This window comes from Dysgonomonas sp. ZJ709 (assembly GCF_011039195.1).
GTDB lineage: Bacteria > Bacteroidota > Bacteroidia > Bacteroidales > Dysgonomonadaceae > Dysgonomonas.
In genome coordinates this window covers 434426-452272 of the sequence record NZ_JAAKEM010000001.1, presented here as the reverse complement: position 1 = coordinate 452272, position 17847 = coordinate 434426, and the positions used below count along the sequence as shown (strand labels likewise).

At 38.2% G+C, this 17847-nt stretch carries 14 protein-coding genes; 9 read left to right on the top strand and 5 right to left on the bottom strand.

What is annotated here, in order from left to right; translation table 11 throughout:
* Window positions 1–169 precede the first annotated feature (169 nt).
* Complete coding sequence (gene pncB / locus G7Y56_RS02015) at window positions 170–1330, top strand: nicotinate phosphoribosyltransferase (RefSeq protein ID WP_165040605.1); 1161 nt, start codon at window positions 170–172, stop codon at window positions 1328–1330.
* Window positions 1331–1413: 83 nt separating this feature from the next.
* On the opposite strand, the gene tatC is transcribed toward pncB, so the two are convergent.
* The gene (gene tatC / locus G7Y56_RS02010) at window positions 1414–2286 is read right to left on the bottom strand and encodes a twin-arginine translocase subunit TatC (RefSeq protein WP_165020650.1); all 873 of its coding nucleotides are present in this window, start codon (window positions 2284–2286) and stop codon (window positions 1414–1416) included.
* Window positions 2287–2306: 20 nt separating this feature from the next.
* Entirely contained in the window at window positions 2307–2501 is a 195-nt protein-coding gene (locus tag G7Y56_RS02005; protein ID WP_165020649.1) for a twin-arginine translocase TatA/TatE family subunit, read from the bottom strand.
* Between the two features lie 563 nt (window positions 2502–3064).
* On the opposite strand from G7Y56_RS02005, the gene G7Y56_RS02000 reads away from it, so the two are divergent.
* The 8 genes from G7Y56_RS02000 (at window position 3065) to G7Y56_RS01965 (ending at window position 14736) form a co-directional block, all read left to right on the top strand.
* Entirely contained in the window at window positions 3065–3553 is a 489-nt protein-coding gene (locus tag G7Y56_RS02000) for a DoxX family membrane protein (RefSeq protein WP_165040603.1), read from the top strand.
* 24 nt (window positions 3554–3577) lie between these two features.
* Window positions 3578–5287, top strand: coding sequence for a Gfo/Idh/MocA family protein (locus G7Y56_RS01995; RefSeq protein ID WP_165040601.1), 1710 nt, complete (start codon window positions 3578–3580; stop codon window positions 5285–5287).
* A 68-nt stretch (window positions 5288–5355) separates the two neighbouring features.
* Entirely contained in the window at window positions 5356–6825 is a 1470-nt protein-coding gene (locus G7Y56_RS01990; RefSeq protein WP_165020646.1) for a Gfo/Idh/MocA family protein, read from the top strand.
* 35 nt (window positions 6826–6860) lie between these two features.
* Window positions 6861–7745 (top strand): DUF1080 domain-containing protein, encoded by an 885-nt coding sequence (locus tag G7Y56_RS01985; RefSeq protein ID WP_165040599.1) that lies wholly within the window; start codon window positions 6861–6863, stop codon window positions 7743–7745.
* Window positions 7746–7848: 103 nt separating this feature from the next.
* On the top strand, window positions 7849–8742 hold the full coding sequence (locus G7Y56_RS01980) for a sugar phosphate isomerase/epimerase (protein ID WP_165040597.1): 894 nt from the start codon (window positions 7849–7851) through the stop codon (window positions 8740–8742).
* Between the two features lie 156 nt (window positions 8743–8898).
* Window positions 8899–9855, top strand: a complete 957-nt coding sequence (locus G7Y56_RS01975; RefSeq protein ID WP_165040595.1) for an FAD:protein FMN transferase — start codon at window positions 8899–8901, stop codon at window positions 9853–9855.
* An 85-nt stretch (window positions 9856–9940) separates the two neighbouring features.
* Window positions 9941–11197 carry a Gfo/Idh/MocA family oxidoreductase gene (locus G7Y56_RS01970; RefSeq protein WP_165040593.1) on the top strand — a complete coding sequence of 419 codons (1257 nt, stop codon included), beginning with the start codon at window positions 9941–9943 and terminating at the stop codon, window positions 11195–11197.
* Between the two features lie 113 nt (window positions 11198–11310).
* Complete coding sequence (locus tag G7Y56_RS01965; protein WP_165040591.1) at window positions 11311–14736, top strand: DUF1080 domain-containing protein; 3426 nt, start codon at window positions 11311–11313, stop codon at window positions 14734–14736.
* 73 nt (window positions 14737–14809) lie between these two features.
* Here the strand turns inward: G7Y56_RS01965 and G7Y56_RS01960 are convergent, their stop codons facing one another.
* From G7Y56_RS01960 to murB, 3 genes are read right to left on the bottom strand one after another with little or no spacing between them, the layout of a single operon-like run.
* Window positions 14810–15451, bottom strand: a complete 642-nt coding sequence (locus G7Y56_RS01960; protein WP_165020640.1) for a hypothetical protein — start codon at window positions 15449–15451, stop codon at window positions 14810–14812.
* A 55-nt stretch (window positions 15452–15506) separates the two neighbouring features.
* Complete coding sequence (murA, locus tag G7Y56_RS01955) at window positions 15507–16811, bottom strand: UDP-N-acetylglucosamine 1-carboxyvinyltransferase (RefSeq protein WP_165040589.1); 1305 nt, start codon at window positions 16809–16811, stop codon at window positions 15507–15509.
* Window positions 16812–16833: 22 nt separating this feature from the next.
* The gene (gene murB, locus G7Y56_RS01950; RefSeq protein ID WP_165020638.1) at window positions 16834–17841 is read right to left on the bottom strand and encodes a UDP-N-acetylmuramate dehydrogenase; all 1008 of its coding nucleotides are present in this window, start codon (window positions 17839–17841) and stop codon (window positions 16834–16836) included.
* Window positions 17842–17847 lie beyond the last annotated feature (6 nt).

Below are 17847 nucleotides of genomic sequence, written 5' to 3'. Positions count from 1 at the left end.
TTACTACGTAACTAAAATAAAAGTCGAGGCAATTTCAAAATTAATAGTGTCACGCTTGTTACTTTTAAACAATTAATTGTCGTGAAAAAGAAAGTCCGATAGGATCTTTTTGACTTTTCTTTTTGTTTAATATGTATATTTGTTATTCTAACAATAAAAACATTCCGATATGATTATAAAACATTTTACAGACAACGATCTCTATAAGTTCTCTGTAATGCATGCCATTCAAAGACTATATCCGTGGTCGTACGTAAAATATAAATTCACCAACAGAGGTAATACTCAATTTCCACTGGGCTTCGCCGAAAAGATGAAAGAAGAAGTGGAAGCAATGGTAAATCTCAAACTCAGTAAAGATGAAAAAAAGTTTATTGAGAAAAGGTGTTACTTTTTCGATCCTGTCTTTATTGATTTTCTCGAAGGATATAAATACAACCCCGAAGAGGTATTAATTGTACAAGATGGTGGCGAATTAGAAATCACCATAGAAGGATTCTGGTATCGTACCGTGCTATGGGAAGTTCCTCTGATGGCTATTATATCAGAACTCTATTTCGACATGACCGGTGTGAAACCACAAGATGTGGAAGAAAAAGCATTAGCTAAGGCTAAAGAGCTAAAAAATATACAAGCCGACTTTTCCGAATTCGGCACACGCCGACGCTTTTCTTTCGATGTACAAGACAAAGTGATAGGAATACTAAAAGAAAATTCGGGAGCATACTTCAAAGGCACAAGCAATGTCTATTTCGCAATGAAATACAATACTATCCCGATTGGCACTATGCCCCATGAATGGTTTATGTATCACGGCGCATTATTTGGCTATCGGGCAGCAAACATAAAAGCCCTCGAAGCGTGGGTAGCAGTATTTCAGGGTAGTCTGGGAATAACATTGACCGATACATATACCACAGACTCATTTTTCAAGTCATTTAGTTTAAAGCAAGCTAAACTGTTCGACGGCGTTCGTTGCGACAGTGGAGACCCTTTGGATTTTGCAGACAAAACAATTCAGTTTTATACTGAAAACCGAATAGACCCTACATCGAAGACCATCGTATTCAGCGATTCTCTTAATGTAGAACGTGTAAGAGAGATAAAGAAATATGTGAACGGGCGATTGCACGACACATACGGCATTGGCACATTCCTAACTAACGACGTAGGTGCCAAAGCTCTAAATATGGTTATAAAACTGACAGATATCAAGGCAACACCTAAGGGAGAATACCTACAAGCGGTAAAACTTTCGGATGCACTACGTAAAAACACCGGTGATCTGAAAGAAATTGAAATATGCAAGTTAACGCTGGGAGTAGAATAAAATAAAAAGTCTAATTGTAACCTACAAAAAGAACGACTGTCTGTTAATGACAGTCGTTCTTTTTATTTAAGTCTAATGATGATTTATTTATCTTTTGAGTCCCCGAACTGAAACAAGTTGATTCCATCCTCGGTATCTTCGTCGCCATCTTCCTTGGGTGGTGCTGGTTTCACAAAGAAGGCGCTCAACTCGAAAAGGAAGTAGAGAGGGAAGAATACTACCGAAAGTGTAAATGGATCGCTCGATGGTGTTATAAAAGCAGCTCCAACCAATAACCCTACTATTGCATGACGGCGGTATTTCTTGAAGAAGGAACGGTTCAACAAGCCAAACTGAGACAACAACCACGATAATAGAGGCAACTCAAATACAATACCCATAATAAAAACGAGCATCAAAAAGTTATCCATATAAGAATCCAGGGATGTCTGATTGATAATATCCTCACTTAACTGGTAAGTGGATAAAAAACGCAGCGTCATCGGAAACACGAGAGAATATCCCACTGTGCAACCCAAGAAAAACATAAGTGTTCCAAATACAAATACCCATCGGATATTCTTCTTCTCATGCGCATACAATGCAGGACGGATAAAACGCCATATTTCAAAAACCAGATAAGGGAAAGCCAGAATAAGAGCTAACCAAAAAGAGGTACTCATGTGCCTGAAGAATTGCGACGCCAACTTATAATTAATAATGGTAACATGGAATGTATCATCACAAAAATCGGGAAGGAAAGATACCGAAGAAGTAATACTACAGAGGTATCTGTACAGAAAAAAGTCAGCTTTTGCCGGTGCCATTATTACATTATCATACAGATAAGGCATAAAAGCAAAACCTACAATTGCAAATATAAATAAAGCTGCTATCGATCTTAAAAGTGTCCACCTGAATGACTCTAAATGATCCCAAAAAGACATGCCGGTTCCTAGTTCTTCTTCCTCTTCCATATTATTATAAGGTGCTATTCTCAGTCTTTATTTGCTACTTTACCATTCACATCTTCTTCAAGGCCATTTATACCCTCCTTAAAACCCTTGATGCCTTTGCCGACACCCTTCATAAGTTCAGGAATTCTTTTTGCCCCGAATAGCAGTATTATAACAATAGCAATAATTATGATCTCACCTGTACCGAGATTCCCTAAGAACAATAATGTATTCATTTAATTTAAATTTAATGGCAACTATTTTTCAGATGCCTGTTAACAATATCATTAAGAACTCACAAATATAGTAAAAAATGATTCGTTATTAAATCCCGAATAAATAAATTTCCCTAAAAAAACAGAAGCTCAAAGATTGGTATTACAGAAATTAATTATTAAATAATTTTAACAATGAAGCTTTTACAAAATGCGTCACGAAAAACATCGAAATGCCATCAAAAAAGCACCAATAAAGAGAAGTAAATATACATAATTATTACAGATTAACTTGTTTTAAGAAATTTACTATAATATTATTCTTTTTATGTTTCAGTAATAATTAAAAAAAAATTACTTTTGAACTCGAAGAACTGTTTCGAGAAATAGTCTTTACAAATACAATAAAGTACGATTCAAAAAGAATTTTCAGAAGATACCATGAAACTAGCGAGTTTCCTTAATTTAAAGCACTAGAATGCAAGCTATTTTAACACTTGGTGATAAACAGAGCTTACATTAAGAATAGAATTAGTATCACTATGTGGTTCTTTTTTAATTAAATATTAATCTTAATATCAATAATGAGTAAACAAACATCTTATACTCGTCCCCAAACTTTCTGGCTGGTAGCTTTAAGAATGCTAATTGGTTGGCATTTTCTTTACGAGGGACTTGTGAAACTTCTCAATTCCAATTGGACTGCTTATCCTTATTTAATGGATTCTAAAGGATTGCTAGCAAGTTATTACCAAGACATTGCGAACAACCCAACGATATTATCAATTAGCAACTGCATTAATGTATACGCATTAATCCTGGTTGGTCTGGGTCTCATTTTAGGCTGCTTATCACGCTACGCTTCTATTGGGGGAGTTATTTTATTAGTTCTCTATTATATATCACACGTACCCTTTATCGGAGCAGAATATATGATGCCCTCAGAAGGTTCTTACTTATGGATAGACAAAAATATTATTGAGATATGTGCTCTGATGGTATTAGTGTTTTTTCCGACATCACAGATTATTGGAATTGACCGATATATCTGTAAAGCTCTTAATAAAAAATAAAAGAATAAAACGATTACATAAATTATGATACCTGAAGATAGAAATACATCTGAAGAAGAATTCATACCCAACGATAATACTTCGCCCGAAAAAAAAGATTCGGTCGAAAAGCAAGAACAAACACCATCTAAAGGCAGACGTGATGCTTTAAAAGCATTAGCTGGCGTACCCATTGTAGGAGCTATGGCCTACGGCTTGTTCAAAAAGAAAGGTCTGGAAGACGATAAAAAGAAACAAATAAGAGATATATTCAATACCAGCGGCGAAAATCCTATTGCTACAGCCACACAAGTAGATGGTCCTCAAATCAGAGTAGGTATAATTGGATTTGGTATTAGAGGTAAGCAATTATTAAGAGCAGCAGGATTTGCACTTCCCGAGCATATAGATAAATTAAAAGAAGGTGCGAAAAAAGATTCTCGCGATACACGTTATAAAGACTATCTCGAACAAGATAACCTGAATATTGTAATCACAGGAGTCTGCGATATTTTCGATACTTACGGCGAAGAGGCTGTTTTGGCCGGAGCTAATATCAATAGAGAAGGCACAAACGGAAAGATGGGAACACCACCAAAACGTTACCTTAATTATAAAGAGTTATTGGCAGCAGACGATATAGATGCAGTAATTATAGCATCGCCCGATCACTGGCATTCCACCATGACCATAGATGCGGCTAAAGCCGGAAAACATGTTTATGTTGAAAAACCTCTATCGTGGACTGTACCTGAAACATACGACGTTGTAACCGCTGTAAAAGAAACCGGAATTGTATTCCAATTGGGACATCAAGGTCGTCAAGTAGACAGTTATCGTAAAGCAAAAGAAATAATAGACAACGGACTATTAGGAAGCATTTCTCTTATAGAAGTATGTACTAATAGAAACGATCCGAATGGAGCCTGGGTATATCCTATCCATGAAAAAGCCAATCCGAAGACTATCGACTGGAAACAATTCGAAGGTCCTCAAAACAGGATTGATGAATATATGTCCTATATGGGCAAAAATGGTCTGATGAAATATGTTGGATCCGAAGACAGAGTACAATTCAGTCTTGAACGCTTCTTCCGCTGGCGTTGTTGGTGGGATTATAGCACAGGATTGAGTGGCGACTTATTAACGCATGAGTACGACGCTGTAAATCAAATATTAGGAACAGGAATACCACATTCGGCAGCATCGTCGGGAGGTGTGTATTTCTTCAAAGACGGACGTACAGTTCCGGATGTTTTACAAACAGTATTCGAATTTCCTGACTTTAACTTTTCAATGCTTTATAGTGCTACACTTGCGAGCAACCGTCCTCGTGGAAAAGTTATAATGGGACATGACGCATGCATGGAGGTTGCCGATACGCTAACAGTGAAAGTAGATCCGGGTTCAACCAGATATAAAGATAAAATAGAATCAGGCCTTATCAAACCTGATGTTCCATTATATACTTACGTTCCGGGAAATAGCAGCGTCGATGCCATCACATCGGCTACAGAACTGTATTTCGCTCAACGTGGACTATTATATTCATATATAGGTGGAAAACGTTACGATACAACATTCCTTCACATCCGTGAATGGTTAGAGTGTATTCGCGACAGAAATAAAAAACCGTCATGCGGTATCAAGGAGGCTTTTGAGGAAGCTATTACTGCACATATGGGTACCAGAGCTTATCTTGAAGGCCGTACCATGTATTGGGATAAAGACAATCAAGAGATAGTAAGGGGTTAAAATTAAAAACTAATCATAATCCTTATAAATCTAAGAAACACATTTATTAATTAAAAAACAGCGAACTTATGTCATCAGAAATTTCAAGAAGAAAGTTTCTCCGCACAGGAGCAAAAGCTGCGTTAGGACTAGCAATAGTGCCTAATACGGTTCTAGGAAAGAATTTTGGACACGTTTCCCCGAGTGACAAACTTAACATTTTAGGTATTGGAGTCGGCGGCCGTGGTAACGGAGTTCTAAAAGGTCTGGAAAGCCAAAATATCATTGGTCTTGCAGACGTAGACTGGAAGTACAGTGCAGGTACATTTAAACATTTCCCTAATGCTAAAACCTTCTACGATTACAGAAAAATGTATGACGAGTTAGGCAAATCGGCAGATGCAGTTATGGTAGCTACAGCTGACCATACTCATGCGCTTATAGCTAGTGAAGCCATCACTATGGGAAAACACGTTTATTGTGAAAAACCACTTACTCACAGTGTATACGAATCTCGTCTATTAACAAAATTGGCTGACAAACACAAGGTTGCTACTCAAATGGGTAACCAAGGGTCGTCAGGCGAAGGTGTTCGTAAAGCTTGCGAATGGATATGGAACGGCGAAATAGGTGAAATAACTAAAGTAGAAGCTTTCACTGACCGTCCAATCTGGCCTCAAGGATTAAATGTTCCTGAAAGAAGTGAAAAACCAGCTAAGACTTTAGACTGGAATCTATTCTTAGGACCTGCTAAATATCGTGAATACAATCCAATCTATACTCCTTGGAACTGGCGTGGATGGTGGGACTTCGGAACAGGTGCACTAGGCGATATGGCTTGTCATATCCTTCACCCTGTATTCAAAGGTCTTAAATTAGGATATCCTACCAAAGTACAAGGTAGCTCAACTCTATTATTGACAGATTGTGCTCCTTCGGCACAAATGGTGAAATTAACTTTCCCTGCTCGCGAAAACATGCCTAAGGTAGCCATGCCTGAAGTAGAAGTTTTCTGGTATGACGGAGGTTTAATGCCAATGCGTCCGGAAGGAATGCCTGCTAACAAAAGCTTAAATGATGATGGTGGTGGCGTTATTTTCCACGGAACAAAAGATACTCTTATCTGCGGATGCTACGGTAAAGACCCTTGGTTATTATCTGGCCGCACTCCTTCAGCTCCTAAAGTATTGAGAGAAGTGAAAGAATCTCATCAAATGGACTGGGTACGTGCTTGTAAGGAAGATGCATCGAGCCGTGTACAAACCGCTTCTCCTTTCAGCGAAGCAGGTCCATTCAACGAAATGGTTGTAATGGGAGTTCTTGCTATCAGACTACAAGGTCTTAACCAAGAATTACATTGGGATGGTCCGAACATGAGGTTTACAAATATTCCTGATAATGCTATGATCAGAACTGTTATTAAAGATGGTTTTGAAATCAAAGACGGTCACCCGACATTTAATAAAACTTGGACTGATCCTGTTAATGCACAAGCATTTGCTCAAGAATTGATTAAGCACACATATCGTGATGGTTGGAAACTTCCTGACATGCCATAATAAATTAAACAGTTAATAATAAATTAAATAAAAAAATGAAGAAAATTGTATATTCTTTGAGCTGTCTGCTAGCTGTAGGTGCTTTATCTAGCTGTAGTGGATCAGCAAATAAAGCTGCAACAGATGCTGCCGCAAGTGATAGTTTAAAAACAGAAAAAATGGGACCTGAATACACAGTTGTTGAAAACGCAACAGTAGACATTTCCGCTTATCCAAAAGACAAAGATGGCTTTATCACTATCTTTGATGGTAAAACATTTAACGGATGGCGTGGTTACGGAAAAGATCATGTGCCTAACAAATGGGCTATAGACAATGGCGCTATCAAGTTTAGCGGTTCAGGCGGTGGAGAAGCTCAAGACAAAGAAGGTGGAGATATTATCTTCGCTCACAAATTCAAAAACTTCGAACTTGAATTAGAGTGGAAAGTATCTAAAGGAGGAAACTCTGGTATCTTCTATCTAGCTCAAGAAATCCAAGCTAAAGATCCTAAAACAGGTGAGTTAAGAATGGAGCCTATTTATATTTCTTCTCCTGAATTCCAAGTATTGGATAATGCAAATCATCCGGATGCTAAACTAGGAAAAGACAATAACAGAATGTCAGCTTCATTATACGACATGATTCCTGCTGTACCTCAAAACCAAAAACCTTTTGGCGAGTGGAACAAAGCTAAGATCATGGTTTATAAAGGAACTGTTGTTCATGGTCAAAATGGCGTGAATGTTGTTGAATACCATTTGTGGACTCCACAATGGACAGAAATGCTTCAAGCTAGCAAATTCAGCGAAGAAAAATGGCCATTGGCATTCGAATTGCTGAATAACTGTGGTGGTCCTGACAGACAAGGATATATCGGATTCCAAGATCATGGTGATGATGTATGGTTCCGTAACATCAAAGTTAAAGTTCTAGACTAAATTTCTCTAACGAGATATATTTAAAATAAAATCAAATCTATGGAGATTCCATAGATTTGATTTTTATAATTACAATGAAGTTTTCATTAAGATCTTCAATATCATGAAAAAAAGTTTATTATACATTGCTGCACTATTACTTATATCGTCAGCATGTTCTTCCAAACAAGATGCATCTGCATCTACTGAGCAAGCTAAAGAAAAAAAGGAAATAGCATTGCAACTTTATTCTTTGCGTGATGACATACAGAAAGATTATGCAGGAACAATAAAAAAAGCCGGCGAAATGGGATTCACTGCTGTAGAAGCAGCAGGATACGGCGACGGCAAGTTCTATGGCAAAACACCTCAAGAATTTAAAGCTGACATAGAAAATGCAGGAATGAAAGTTTTATCTTCTCATACAACAAAGTCATTGACCGAAAAAGAATTAGCGACTAAAGACTTTTCAGAATCGCTAAAATGGTGGGATACTTGTATAGAAGCTCATAAAGCAGCAGGCATGGAATACATTGTAGCTCCATGGATGGAAGTACCTAAAACAATTAAAGATCTACAAACATATTGTGAGTTTTACAATGAAATCGGTAAAAGATGTAAAGCACAGGGTATGAAATTCGGTTATCACAACCACGACCATGAGTTCAAGAAAGTAGAAGACCAAGTTATGTATGATTACATGATTGAGAATACTGATCCTGAGCTTGTATTTTTCGAAATGGATGTATACTGGGTAGTAAGAGGTGCTCAAAGCCCTGTTGACTATTTCAACAAATATCCGGGACGTTTCAAATTACTTCATATAAAAGACAATAAAGAACTTGGCCAAAGTGGAATGGTTGGTTTCGATGCTATCTTCAAAAATACTGATGCTGCAGGCACAGAGTATTTAGTAGTAGAAGTAGAGAAATACAACTTCACTCCGGCAGAAAGTGTAAAACTTAGTTTAGATTATCTACTAAACTGCCCACTTGTAAAAACAAGTTACAGAAAATAAAACTCGCGAAATAGCAAAGATAGCAGATTATATCTGCTTCTTGATTTTTCATTTATCTTTTCAAATCTCCTCTTGTGGTTAACAAGGGGAGATTTTTATTATACCAATTACATTTTTTCTTATCTTGTTATTCTTTTCCAATAAGCTATTCCCATTATGGATCTTATATTATCATATAACGGAAAATTCTATTCTAATATACGTGGCAAAGCCGAAGGCACTAGTTACAATATCATCTATCAAGATGACAGCGAACGCGATTTTCAGCCTGATATAGAAAACTTGCTGAGTGACTTCGAAAAATCATTATCGGTATATGACGAAACATCTATCATATCCTGTGTAAACAGAAATGAGGATATAGAAGTAGACAATTATTTCTCTACCGTTTTTAACAGGGCTAAAGAAATAAGTAAGCTGACAGACGGAACTTTCGACATTTCCGCTGAACCTCTGTTTCGTATATGGGGATTCAGTTTTAAAGAAAGAGCTCCTATCAACACTGACGAACTTATCGATGTGCAACAATATATAGGAATGGATAAAATTCGCATGGAAAATAAACGAATTATAAAGTCACATCCCAATATAGTTTTAAATGCAAACGCAATAGCAAAAGGATATTCAGCAGATATAGTAGCCGACTTTATAGAGGAAAGAGGTGTAAGTAATTATCTTATCGAGATAGGTGGCGAAATACGAGTGAGTGGCCTAAATACCAGTGGTGAAGCCTGGCGCATAGGGGTGGACAAACCATCTGACAATAATCTTATACCCGGCCAAGATTTACAACTAATTCTACAAATTTCGGATAGAGGAATTGCAACATCGGGCAATTACAGACAATTTTATATAGAAAACGGACAGAAAATACCACATACGATTGATCCTCGAACAGGTTATCCGGTGAAACATAACCTATTATCTACAACTGTGGTTGCCTGCGATGCTTTAACAGCAGACGCTTTTGCTACGGCTTTTTTGGTGGTGGGAATTGATGTAGCTAAACAATGGGTAGATACATTCCCTTTCCTTGATGCACTCTTTATCTATGACGAAGATGGAAAGTATAAAGTACACTATACTACAGGCATGGAAAAATACATTTTATAACATTTCAATAAGGGAAAAAATTTATTAATTTAAAATATTTTATTAACTTTACTCCTAACTAGTTAATCATTAAAATATCATACTTATGGAAACTAATCGAAGAGACTTCCTCAAATTAGTTGGAGGAATTGCAGTCTTCAGTATCGTACCACGTCATGTGCTTGGGAAAGGTTTTATAGCACCAAGCGATCAATTAACAAAAGGCATTATCGGCACCGGAGGCATGGGTCGAGGTCATGTAGATTACGCCGGCACTCGCCTAGTTGCAGTTTGCGATGTAGATAAAAAGCATCTGGAATTGGGTAAACAATTGGTGAAAGATAATATTGCCGCCTACCATGATTTTCGTGATCTCATTCTAGATAAAAACGTAGATATTGTTCATATTGCAACTCCGCCACACTGGCACGGAATTATGTCTGTCGAAGCAGCTAAAGCAGGTAAAGATATTTGGTGCGAGAAACCCATGACACGTACTATCGGAGAAGGTAAACGTGTGATGGAAGCTATGAAACAATACGGACGTATATTCCGACTAAATACATGGTTCCGGTTCGAAGATCAGTTTTATGGTCTTGGTACCCCTGTCAAACCATTAAAGAAATTAGTACAAAGTGGCATGCTCGGCTGGCCATTGAAAGTTACCATAAGTAAACATACAGGTTTCGACTGGAAATTCTATTGGGTAGGAAAAGACTATCTTGAGCCTCAACCTGTGCCCGAAGAACTCGACTACAATATGTGGTTAGGACCAGCTCCTTATAAGCCATACAATGCTCACCGTGTACACCAAACATTCCGGGGATATTGGGATTATGATGGAGGTGGCCTAGGTGATATGGGACAACATTACATAGACCCCGTACAATACCTCTTAGGCAAAGATAATACCAGCCCTGTAAAAATAGAAGTAGATGCCCCTCAACAAGATCCCGATGCTGTCGGAACTTGGCGATCCATAACATATACCTATGAAGATGGATGCCAGATAGTACTATGGGGTGGAGATTACGGAGATCCCGATACTCCTTACATTGCAGGACCTGATGGCAATGTCTACAAGAATTTTGTATGTGATATTCCCAATTGGGAGCGAAAACTGGCTGACTTCCCTGAGCCTGATCCGCAAGAAACAGATTTTATAAAATGTGTGCATACCCGCCAACCGTTTGCCCTCAACGAGCAAAATGGATTCCGTTCGTGTACTGTAGTTAATCTGGGAGCAGTAGCTTTACGATTGAATCGGACGCTACATTTCGACCCTGTGAAACTGGAATTTATAAATGACGAAGCCGCTAATCGTTTACTCGATCAACCAATGCGCGCGCCTTGGAGTATTTAAGGTCACAGACCTATTTATTGCCCATCCAAGTATAACTATGATTGGTAGATATTACTTTAATATGAGACAATAAATACATCCTTTTACTTAATATCATACAAAAGAAATACAACATGAAAAAAATATATTCATTTATAGGAACTCTTTTGCTTTGTGGCACTATGGCATTGGCTCAATCGCCGACTAACCGAACATCCAAAACTATTGTTGCAGATGTTTTAGCTCAAATGCCAGCCGAAGAACAAGCAAATTATAACAAATTAATTAAAGACCTTAGTACTACCGGAGAACCGGGAGTATTACAATTAGTCAGCATGATGCATGCTCCCGGAAAAGGCAGTAATGCACAAGTAGAGTATGCCCTCAGCGGTTTGTCCCACTTTGTAATGGCTACAGGAGAAGACAACTCTCGATTAATTGTAGCCAATGCTTATCTAAAAGCCTTGGATCAGGTAAGCGAGCGTAAAACAAAAGCATTTATCATTCGTCAACTAGATGTAGTAGGCAAAGACGAAAGTATAGATAAACTTGCATCTTATCTTAGCGATGAATCGCTAAGTGCTCCTGCGGCTCAAGTTCTTGCTACCATAAACAGCGAGAAATCGAAACAAGCGTTATTCGCGGCTCTGAATACCAGCAATGGAAAACCGCAGATCGATATTGTAAATGCTTTAGGGTTCACCCAATCCACTCAAGCAGAACCAAAATTACTGACATTATTAGGTACAACTGATATTGACCTGAAAAAGGCAGTTTTGTATGCACTGGGCAGAACCGGAACGAAAGTTTCGTTGAAAGCATTAGCTGACGAAGCTTTAAAAGCAGGATATACTATGGATAAAGGCAATGGTAACGATGCCTATATCGCACTTATCAAAAGAGTTCTATCACAAGGTGATGTAAAAGATGCAGAAAAGGCAGCAACTAATCTATTGAAAGATGCAACTAAAGCTGACAAAACCCAAACTCGTGATGCAGCTTTGTACATATTGCTATCTATTCAAAAAGAGAATGGAATAAAATTAGTTTTATCCGCACTGAAAGACCAAGATAAAGCTTATCGCAATGCCGCTCTCATATATACTTCCGATTTTGCAAATCAGTCAACATACAATGAAATTGTAAAAGCAATAGCCAAAGTTAAAAATGATAATAAAATCGATATCATCAATTGGTTAGGACGTGAGAGCAGATGCCCTGTTAAAAATGAAATGATCCGAAAGGCAAATGCAGTAGAGGTACTTCAAGGAGAATTATACAACAGTGATTTTCAAGTACAGGAAGCAGCTGCATGGTCATTAGTTAGAATCGGGAATAAATCATCAATACCCAGCTTGGCGAAACTATTAACAAGTAGCAGTAAAGATGCTGTACTCTTGGGTCAAGGAGCATTAGCAAGTTTCGATGGAGATATAAGTCCTACTGTAGCTAGCGTAATCCCCACAGCACAAGATGCAGGAAAAATTGCAGCATTAGAGTTACTCGCTCTTCGCAACTCAACTCCAAATATGAGTATTGTACTCGAACAAACCAAATCAGAATCACCGGAAGTAAAAGCAGCAGCTTACAGCGCATTGAAATATGTTGTAACTGAAAAAGACCTTACAGGCTTATACACAATGCTTGAATCTGCTGATGCATCGGCTATTGCACCTCTTCAAGAAGCGGTAGTAAGTGCGGTTTCATTCAAGCCTAAATCTCAACAACAAGCAGAAGTCATCCGACAAATGCAAAAAGCAGGGGATAATAAAAAGCATCTTTATTATTCGGTTCTTGCTACTATCGGCGATGACTCTGTGTTAGATATACTTACAACAGGATTTAATAGCGGTAGGGGTGCAGCTAAAGATGCTGCGTTCGAAGCGCTTCTTCTTCGTAAGAATATAGAAACAGCCGATGTATTATATGCTATCTGTAAAGATACTGCATCCTCTGCATATTTCGACCGCGCTCTCGAAGCTTATATCAAACTGGTATCTAATCCTGCATATACAGGAGAGAACCGTTTATTAAGCTTAAAGAAAGCAATGGAAATAGCAAAAACAGATGCACAAAAGAATGCTATCCTTGCACAGGTTGGACGCACCAATACATTTTTAGGTTTGATCTTTGCAGGCGAATATCTAGATCAAAAACCGGTACAACAACGAGCAGCTCATGCTGTAATGAATATTGCATTAGAAAATAAAGACTTCACAGGAAAAAATGTAGAAGCATTATTGAATAAAGTAATTGAAGTTCTTGACAATCCTGATGCACAATATCAAAGAGAAGCTATCCGCAAACATCTGGCAGAAATGTCCAAAGAAGAAGGATATGTATCTTTGTTTAATGGAAAAGATCTGACGGGATGGAAAGGGTTGGTCGAAAATCCGATCGCACGTGCGAAAATGAAACCCGCACAATTAGCCAAAGCACAAGAAAAGGCTGACGAGCAAATGCGTAAAGACTGGAAAGTAGAAAATGGTCTATTGATATTTGACGGAAAAGGATATGACAACATTTGTTCTCAAAAGCAATACGGAGATATTGAAATGTATATAGACTGGATGCTCGACCCTGCTGGACCCGAAGCTGATGCAGGTATCTACCTGCGTGGCACACCTCAAGTACAGATGTGGGATATAGCACGCACAAACGTTGGTGCAGAAGTAGGATCAGGAGGCTTATACAACAACCAAAAGAACCCAAGCAAACCATTGAAGGTGGCAGACAACAAACTGGGTGAATGGAATACATTATACATTAAAATGGTAGGCGATCGTGTAACAGTTAAACTAAATGGAGAACTTGTTACAGATAATATTATCCTCGAAAACTTCTGGGATCGTTCCCAACCGCTTCCTGCCATAGAACAACTTGAACTACAGGCACACGGCAGCAAGGTTTATTACAGAGATATCTATGTGAAGGAATTGGAACGTACCGAACCATTCAAACTATCGGCAGAAGAGCAGAAAGATGGCTATAAGATACTATTCGATGGAACTAATATGCATGAATGGACCGGCAACACAGTAGATTATACAATGGAAGATGGAACTATCTCATTAGACCCAAGTAAAACTTATGGTGGAAATTTATTCACAAAAGATGAATATGGAAACTTTATATTCCGCTTTGAGTTTCAACTAACACCGGGAGCTAATAATGGATTAGGCATCCGAACTCCTATGACAGGAGATGCAGCTTATGTAGGCATGGAATTACAAATACTGGATAATGATGCTCCTATCTACAGTGATCTTGAAGAATATCAATATCATGGTTCCGTATATGGCATTATGCCTGCTAAAAGAGGGTATTTGAAACCTGTTGGAGAATGGAACTATCAGGAAGTGATAGCTAATGGCGATCAAATCAAAATAACATTAAACGGAACGGTAATTCTAGATGGTAATTTGAAAGAAGCAACTAAAAATGGAACAGTCGATAAGAAAGAACATCCGGGTTTATTCAATAAGAAGGGGCACATCGGATTTCTGGGACATGGTTCGCCTGTTAAATTCAAAAATATTCGCATCAAAGAATTGAAATAAAGAAAAATACCAAATAAATAAAAAAGAGGATTTTTAGTAGAAATCCTCTTTTTTATTTGAAATATCTTTAGTTTTAATTGACCATCAAATCTAAAACTCTTTCATATCCCCATTTCTCTTCAACCTCTTCATCAGAAGTAAAGTTATTTTGCCAATTAAAATCTTGTATAGCAATTCTTCGGGAAGCGGCACCATTCCATTCTACATTAAATCCGGCAGCTTTGAAAGCAGCAACGACTTTATTTCCAATGATAATGGCTTCTTTATCATTATTCTCTTTGGCACCATAAAAACCAATATTGAGAATACCTTCTTCTATTACCCGTTCTAGATCTTGTCCATGATAATAGCAATAACCGATTGGCTTAGTACCCGCATCTTCAATATCTTTCCATATATCTTGAGCATCATATACAGCATCAGCCGTATCATAACCTGCATTGTGCAATGCAACTATTTTTTCGCGACAAAGATTGTCGAATACTTCATGTAAACGTTCAGTATCTGTAGGGTGTTGCCACGATTTGCTAGCAACAACATTCTTTTCATACTCACGTTTAACGTTTTCATTCACCCATTCTTCTGAGATCTCACTCCCCCACCCTTCGTCTTCAACGGCTTCGAGTGTTTCAGCAATTATATCTTCCAGGGATAGAAATCCTGATTTTATACTAACTAGGAAATGATCGCGAAGATATTTCTCATTTTCTGTCATAGTCTAAAAATTTGAAAATGTTTATATGTTATAATAAATACAATAATTTTTAATCTTAATCTAAACGCATAATATTAGCACCAAGCTGATTGAGACGAACATCGATATTCTGATATCCTCTGTCTATTTGCTCCACATTATGAATAGTACTCTTACCATCGGCACACATAGCTGCTATAAGCAATGCTATACCGGCACGAATGTCCGGCGATGTCATCATAGTAGCACGCATGGCACGTTTTCCCATACCAATAACTGTTGCACGATGCGGATCGCAAAGAATAATCTGAGCACCCATATCTATCAGTTTATCTACAAAAAACAAGCGACTTTCAAACATCTTCTGATGTATCAGCACACTACCTCTTGCTTGTGTAGCTACTACCAGCAACACACTGATAAGGTCGGGAGTAAGCCCCGGCCATGGAGCATCTGCTATTGTAAGAATAGAGCCATCGATAAATGTATCTATTACGTACTCATCTTGTGCCGGAATGAAGATATCATCGCCACGTCTTTCCAATTGAATACCAAGTCGGCGGAAAGTATCGGGAATAATACCCAATTCGTCGTAAGCAGCATCTTTTATAGTCAGCTCAGAGCCTGTCATTGCAGCCATTCCGATAAAACTACCTATCTCAATCATATCAGGCAGAATACGGTGTTTCGCACCGGATAGTGTTTTTACTCCTTCGATACGCAATAAATTAGAGCCAACACCTGTAATCTTCGCCCCCATTTGATTCAACAACTTACTTAGTTGCTGAATATAGGGTTCACAAGCTGCATTGTAGATCGTAGTTTCACCTTCTGCAAGAACAGAAGCCATCAATATATTTGCAGTACCTGTTACCGAAGCCTCATCAAGAAGCATATAGGTACCGACTAATCTATCAGCTGAAATATTATATATCTGCGTTGCATCGTCATAATCGAAATTTGCTCCAAGCTTTTGGATACCGATAAAGTGAGTATCCAATCGGCGGCGACCTATTTTGTCACCACCCGGCTTAGGAAGCAAAGCACGACCAAACCGAGCTACAAGAGGGCCTATTATCATTACCGAACCACGTAAAGAAGCGCTCTTCTTCATAAACTCAGGACTCTGTAAATAGTCTATATCCACATTTTCTGCTTTGAACGACCAAGCCCCTTCATTTAGCCTTTTTGTTTCCACACCCATGTCGCTTAATAAAGCAATCAGGTTATTAACATCTAATATGTCAGGAATGTTTTCGATCACCACCTCTTCGGGTGTAAGTAAAACGGCACAGATAACCTGTAACGCTTCATTTTTTGCTCCCTGCGGGATTATTTCTCCATTGAGGCGACAACCTCCTTCTATAATAAACGATGCCATAATCTTTTATAAAATTTATTGATTAGAATATTCTTACTTCGGGTTCCAAGTGAATATCAAATGTATCTTTCACTGCACCTTGAACCTCGCGCATAAAACGAAGAATTTCGTTTCCATCCGATGAACCGTAATTAACGATTATCAGTGGTTGATTAGGATATGTACCTATATTACCCACTCGCTTACCTTTATATCCCGACTGATCTATCAAGAATGCGGCAGAAGTTTTTACCGTACCATCTTTCTGCGGAAATGCAGGCAAAGCCGGGTAATCAGCTAATATTTCGTTTGCCTGTTCCGAAGTTATACATGGATTTTTAAAGAAGCTTCCACAATTGGGCAATACTTTTTCATCGGGTAATTTACGTTGGCGAACACGTATTACAGCCTCCCGAACATCTTTAATCGTTGGCTGTTCTATAGCTTCGAGTTCTTTATTCAGATCGAAATATTTCGGTAAATAATTGAATGTACGTTTCAAATGGAATACAACTGAAACAATAATATATTTATTTGTTCTCTTAAAAACACTGTCTCTATAAGCAAATTCACACTCTGCGTTAGAGAAAGAAAGAACCTCCCCTGTGTTAATATCTACTGCAATAACCTCGTGAATACAATCTTTCACTTCTGCACCATAAGCTCCTATATTTTGTACAGGAGATGCCCCCACTGTTCCGGGGATATAGGACAGATTCTCGAGTCCGGCAAAACCGCCATCAACACAATAAGCAACAAAGGTGTCCCAATCTTCGGAGGCCATAACCTCTATAAAAACGTCTTCATCTTCTTCCTCCTCATCAGACACTTCGCGGAGTCCTTTTATATCGAGACATACAGCCAGTCCGTCAAAATCTTTTGTAAAGAAAAGGTTGCAACCTCCTCCTATTATCAATTTTTGCTCGTTAGGATAATCTGATAAACACTGGCGAAGTTCGTCTACACTTTGTGGACGACAAAAAATCTTAGCTACAGCTTCTGTTTTAAACGAATTATAATCTTTCAGCTGGGTTTGCCTATAATATTCCATAATGGG

What these genes read in the sequence shown, in the direction of transcription:
- pncB (WP_165040605.1), top strand. Translation starts at nt 170, where the DNA reads ATGATTATAAAACATTTTACAGACAACGATCTCTATAAGTTCTCTGTA.
- tatC (WP_165020650.1), bottom strand. Translation starts at nt 2,286, where the DNA reads ATGGAAGAGGAAGAAGAACTAGGAACCGGCATGTCTTTTTGGGATCAT.
- G7Y56_RS02005 (WP_165020649.1), bottom strand. Translation starts at nt 2,501, where the DNA reads ATGAATACATTATTGTTCTTAGGGAATCTCGGTACAGGTGAGATCATA.
- G7Y56_RS02000 (WP_165040603.1), top strand. Translation starts at nt 3,065, where the DNA reads ATGAGTAAACAAACATCTTATACTCGTCCCCAAACTTTCTGGCTGGTA.
- G7Y56_RS01995 (WP_165040601.1), top strand. Translation starts at nt 3,578, where the DNA reads ATGATACCTGAAGATAGAAATACATCTGAAGAAGAATTCATACCCAAC.
- G7Y56_RS01990 (WP_165020646.1), top strand. Translation starts at nt 5,356, where the DNA reads ATGTCATCAGAAATTTCAAGAAGAAAGTTTCTCCGCACAGGAGCAAAA.
- G7Y56_RS01985 (WP_165040599.1), top strand. Translation starts at nt 6,861, where the DNA reads ATGAAGAAAATTGTATATTCTTTGAGCTGTCTGCTAGCTGTAGGTGCT.
- G7Y56_RS01980 (WP_165040597.1), top strand. Translation starts at nt 7,849, where the DNA reads ATGAAAAAAAGTTTATTATACATTGCTGCACTATTACTTATATCGTCA.
- G7Y56_RS01975 (WP_165040595.1), top strand. Translation starts at nt 8,899, where the DNA reads ATGGATCTTATATTATCATATAACGGAAAATTCTATTCTAATATACGT.
- G7Y56_RS01970 (WP_165040593.1), top strand. Translation starts at nt 9,941, where the DNA reads ATGGAAACTAATCGAAGAGACTTCCTCAAATTAGTTGGAGGAATTGCA.
- G7Y56_RS01965 (WP_165040591.1), top strand. Translation starts at nt 11,311, where the DNA reads ATGAAAAAAATATATTCATTTATAGGAACTCTTTTGCTTTGTGGCACT.
- G7Y56_RS01960 (WP_165020640.1), bottom strand. Translation starts at nt 15,451, where the DNA reads ATGACAGAAAATGAGAAATATCTTCGCGATCATTTCCTAGTTAGTATA.
- murA (WP_165040589.1), bottom strand. Translation starts at nt 16,811, where the DNA reads ATGGCATCGTTTATTATAGAAGGAGGTTGTCGCCTCAATGGAGAAATA.
- murB (WP_165020638.1), bottom strand. Translation starts at nt 17,841, where the DNA reads ATGGAATATTATAGGCAAACCCAGCTGAAAGATTATAATTCGTTTAAA.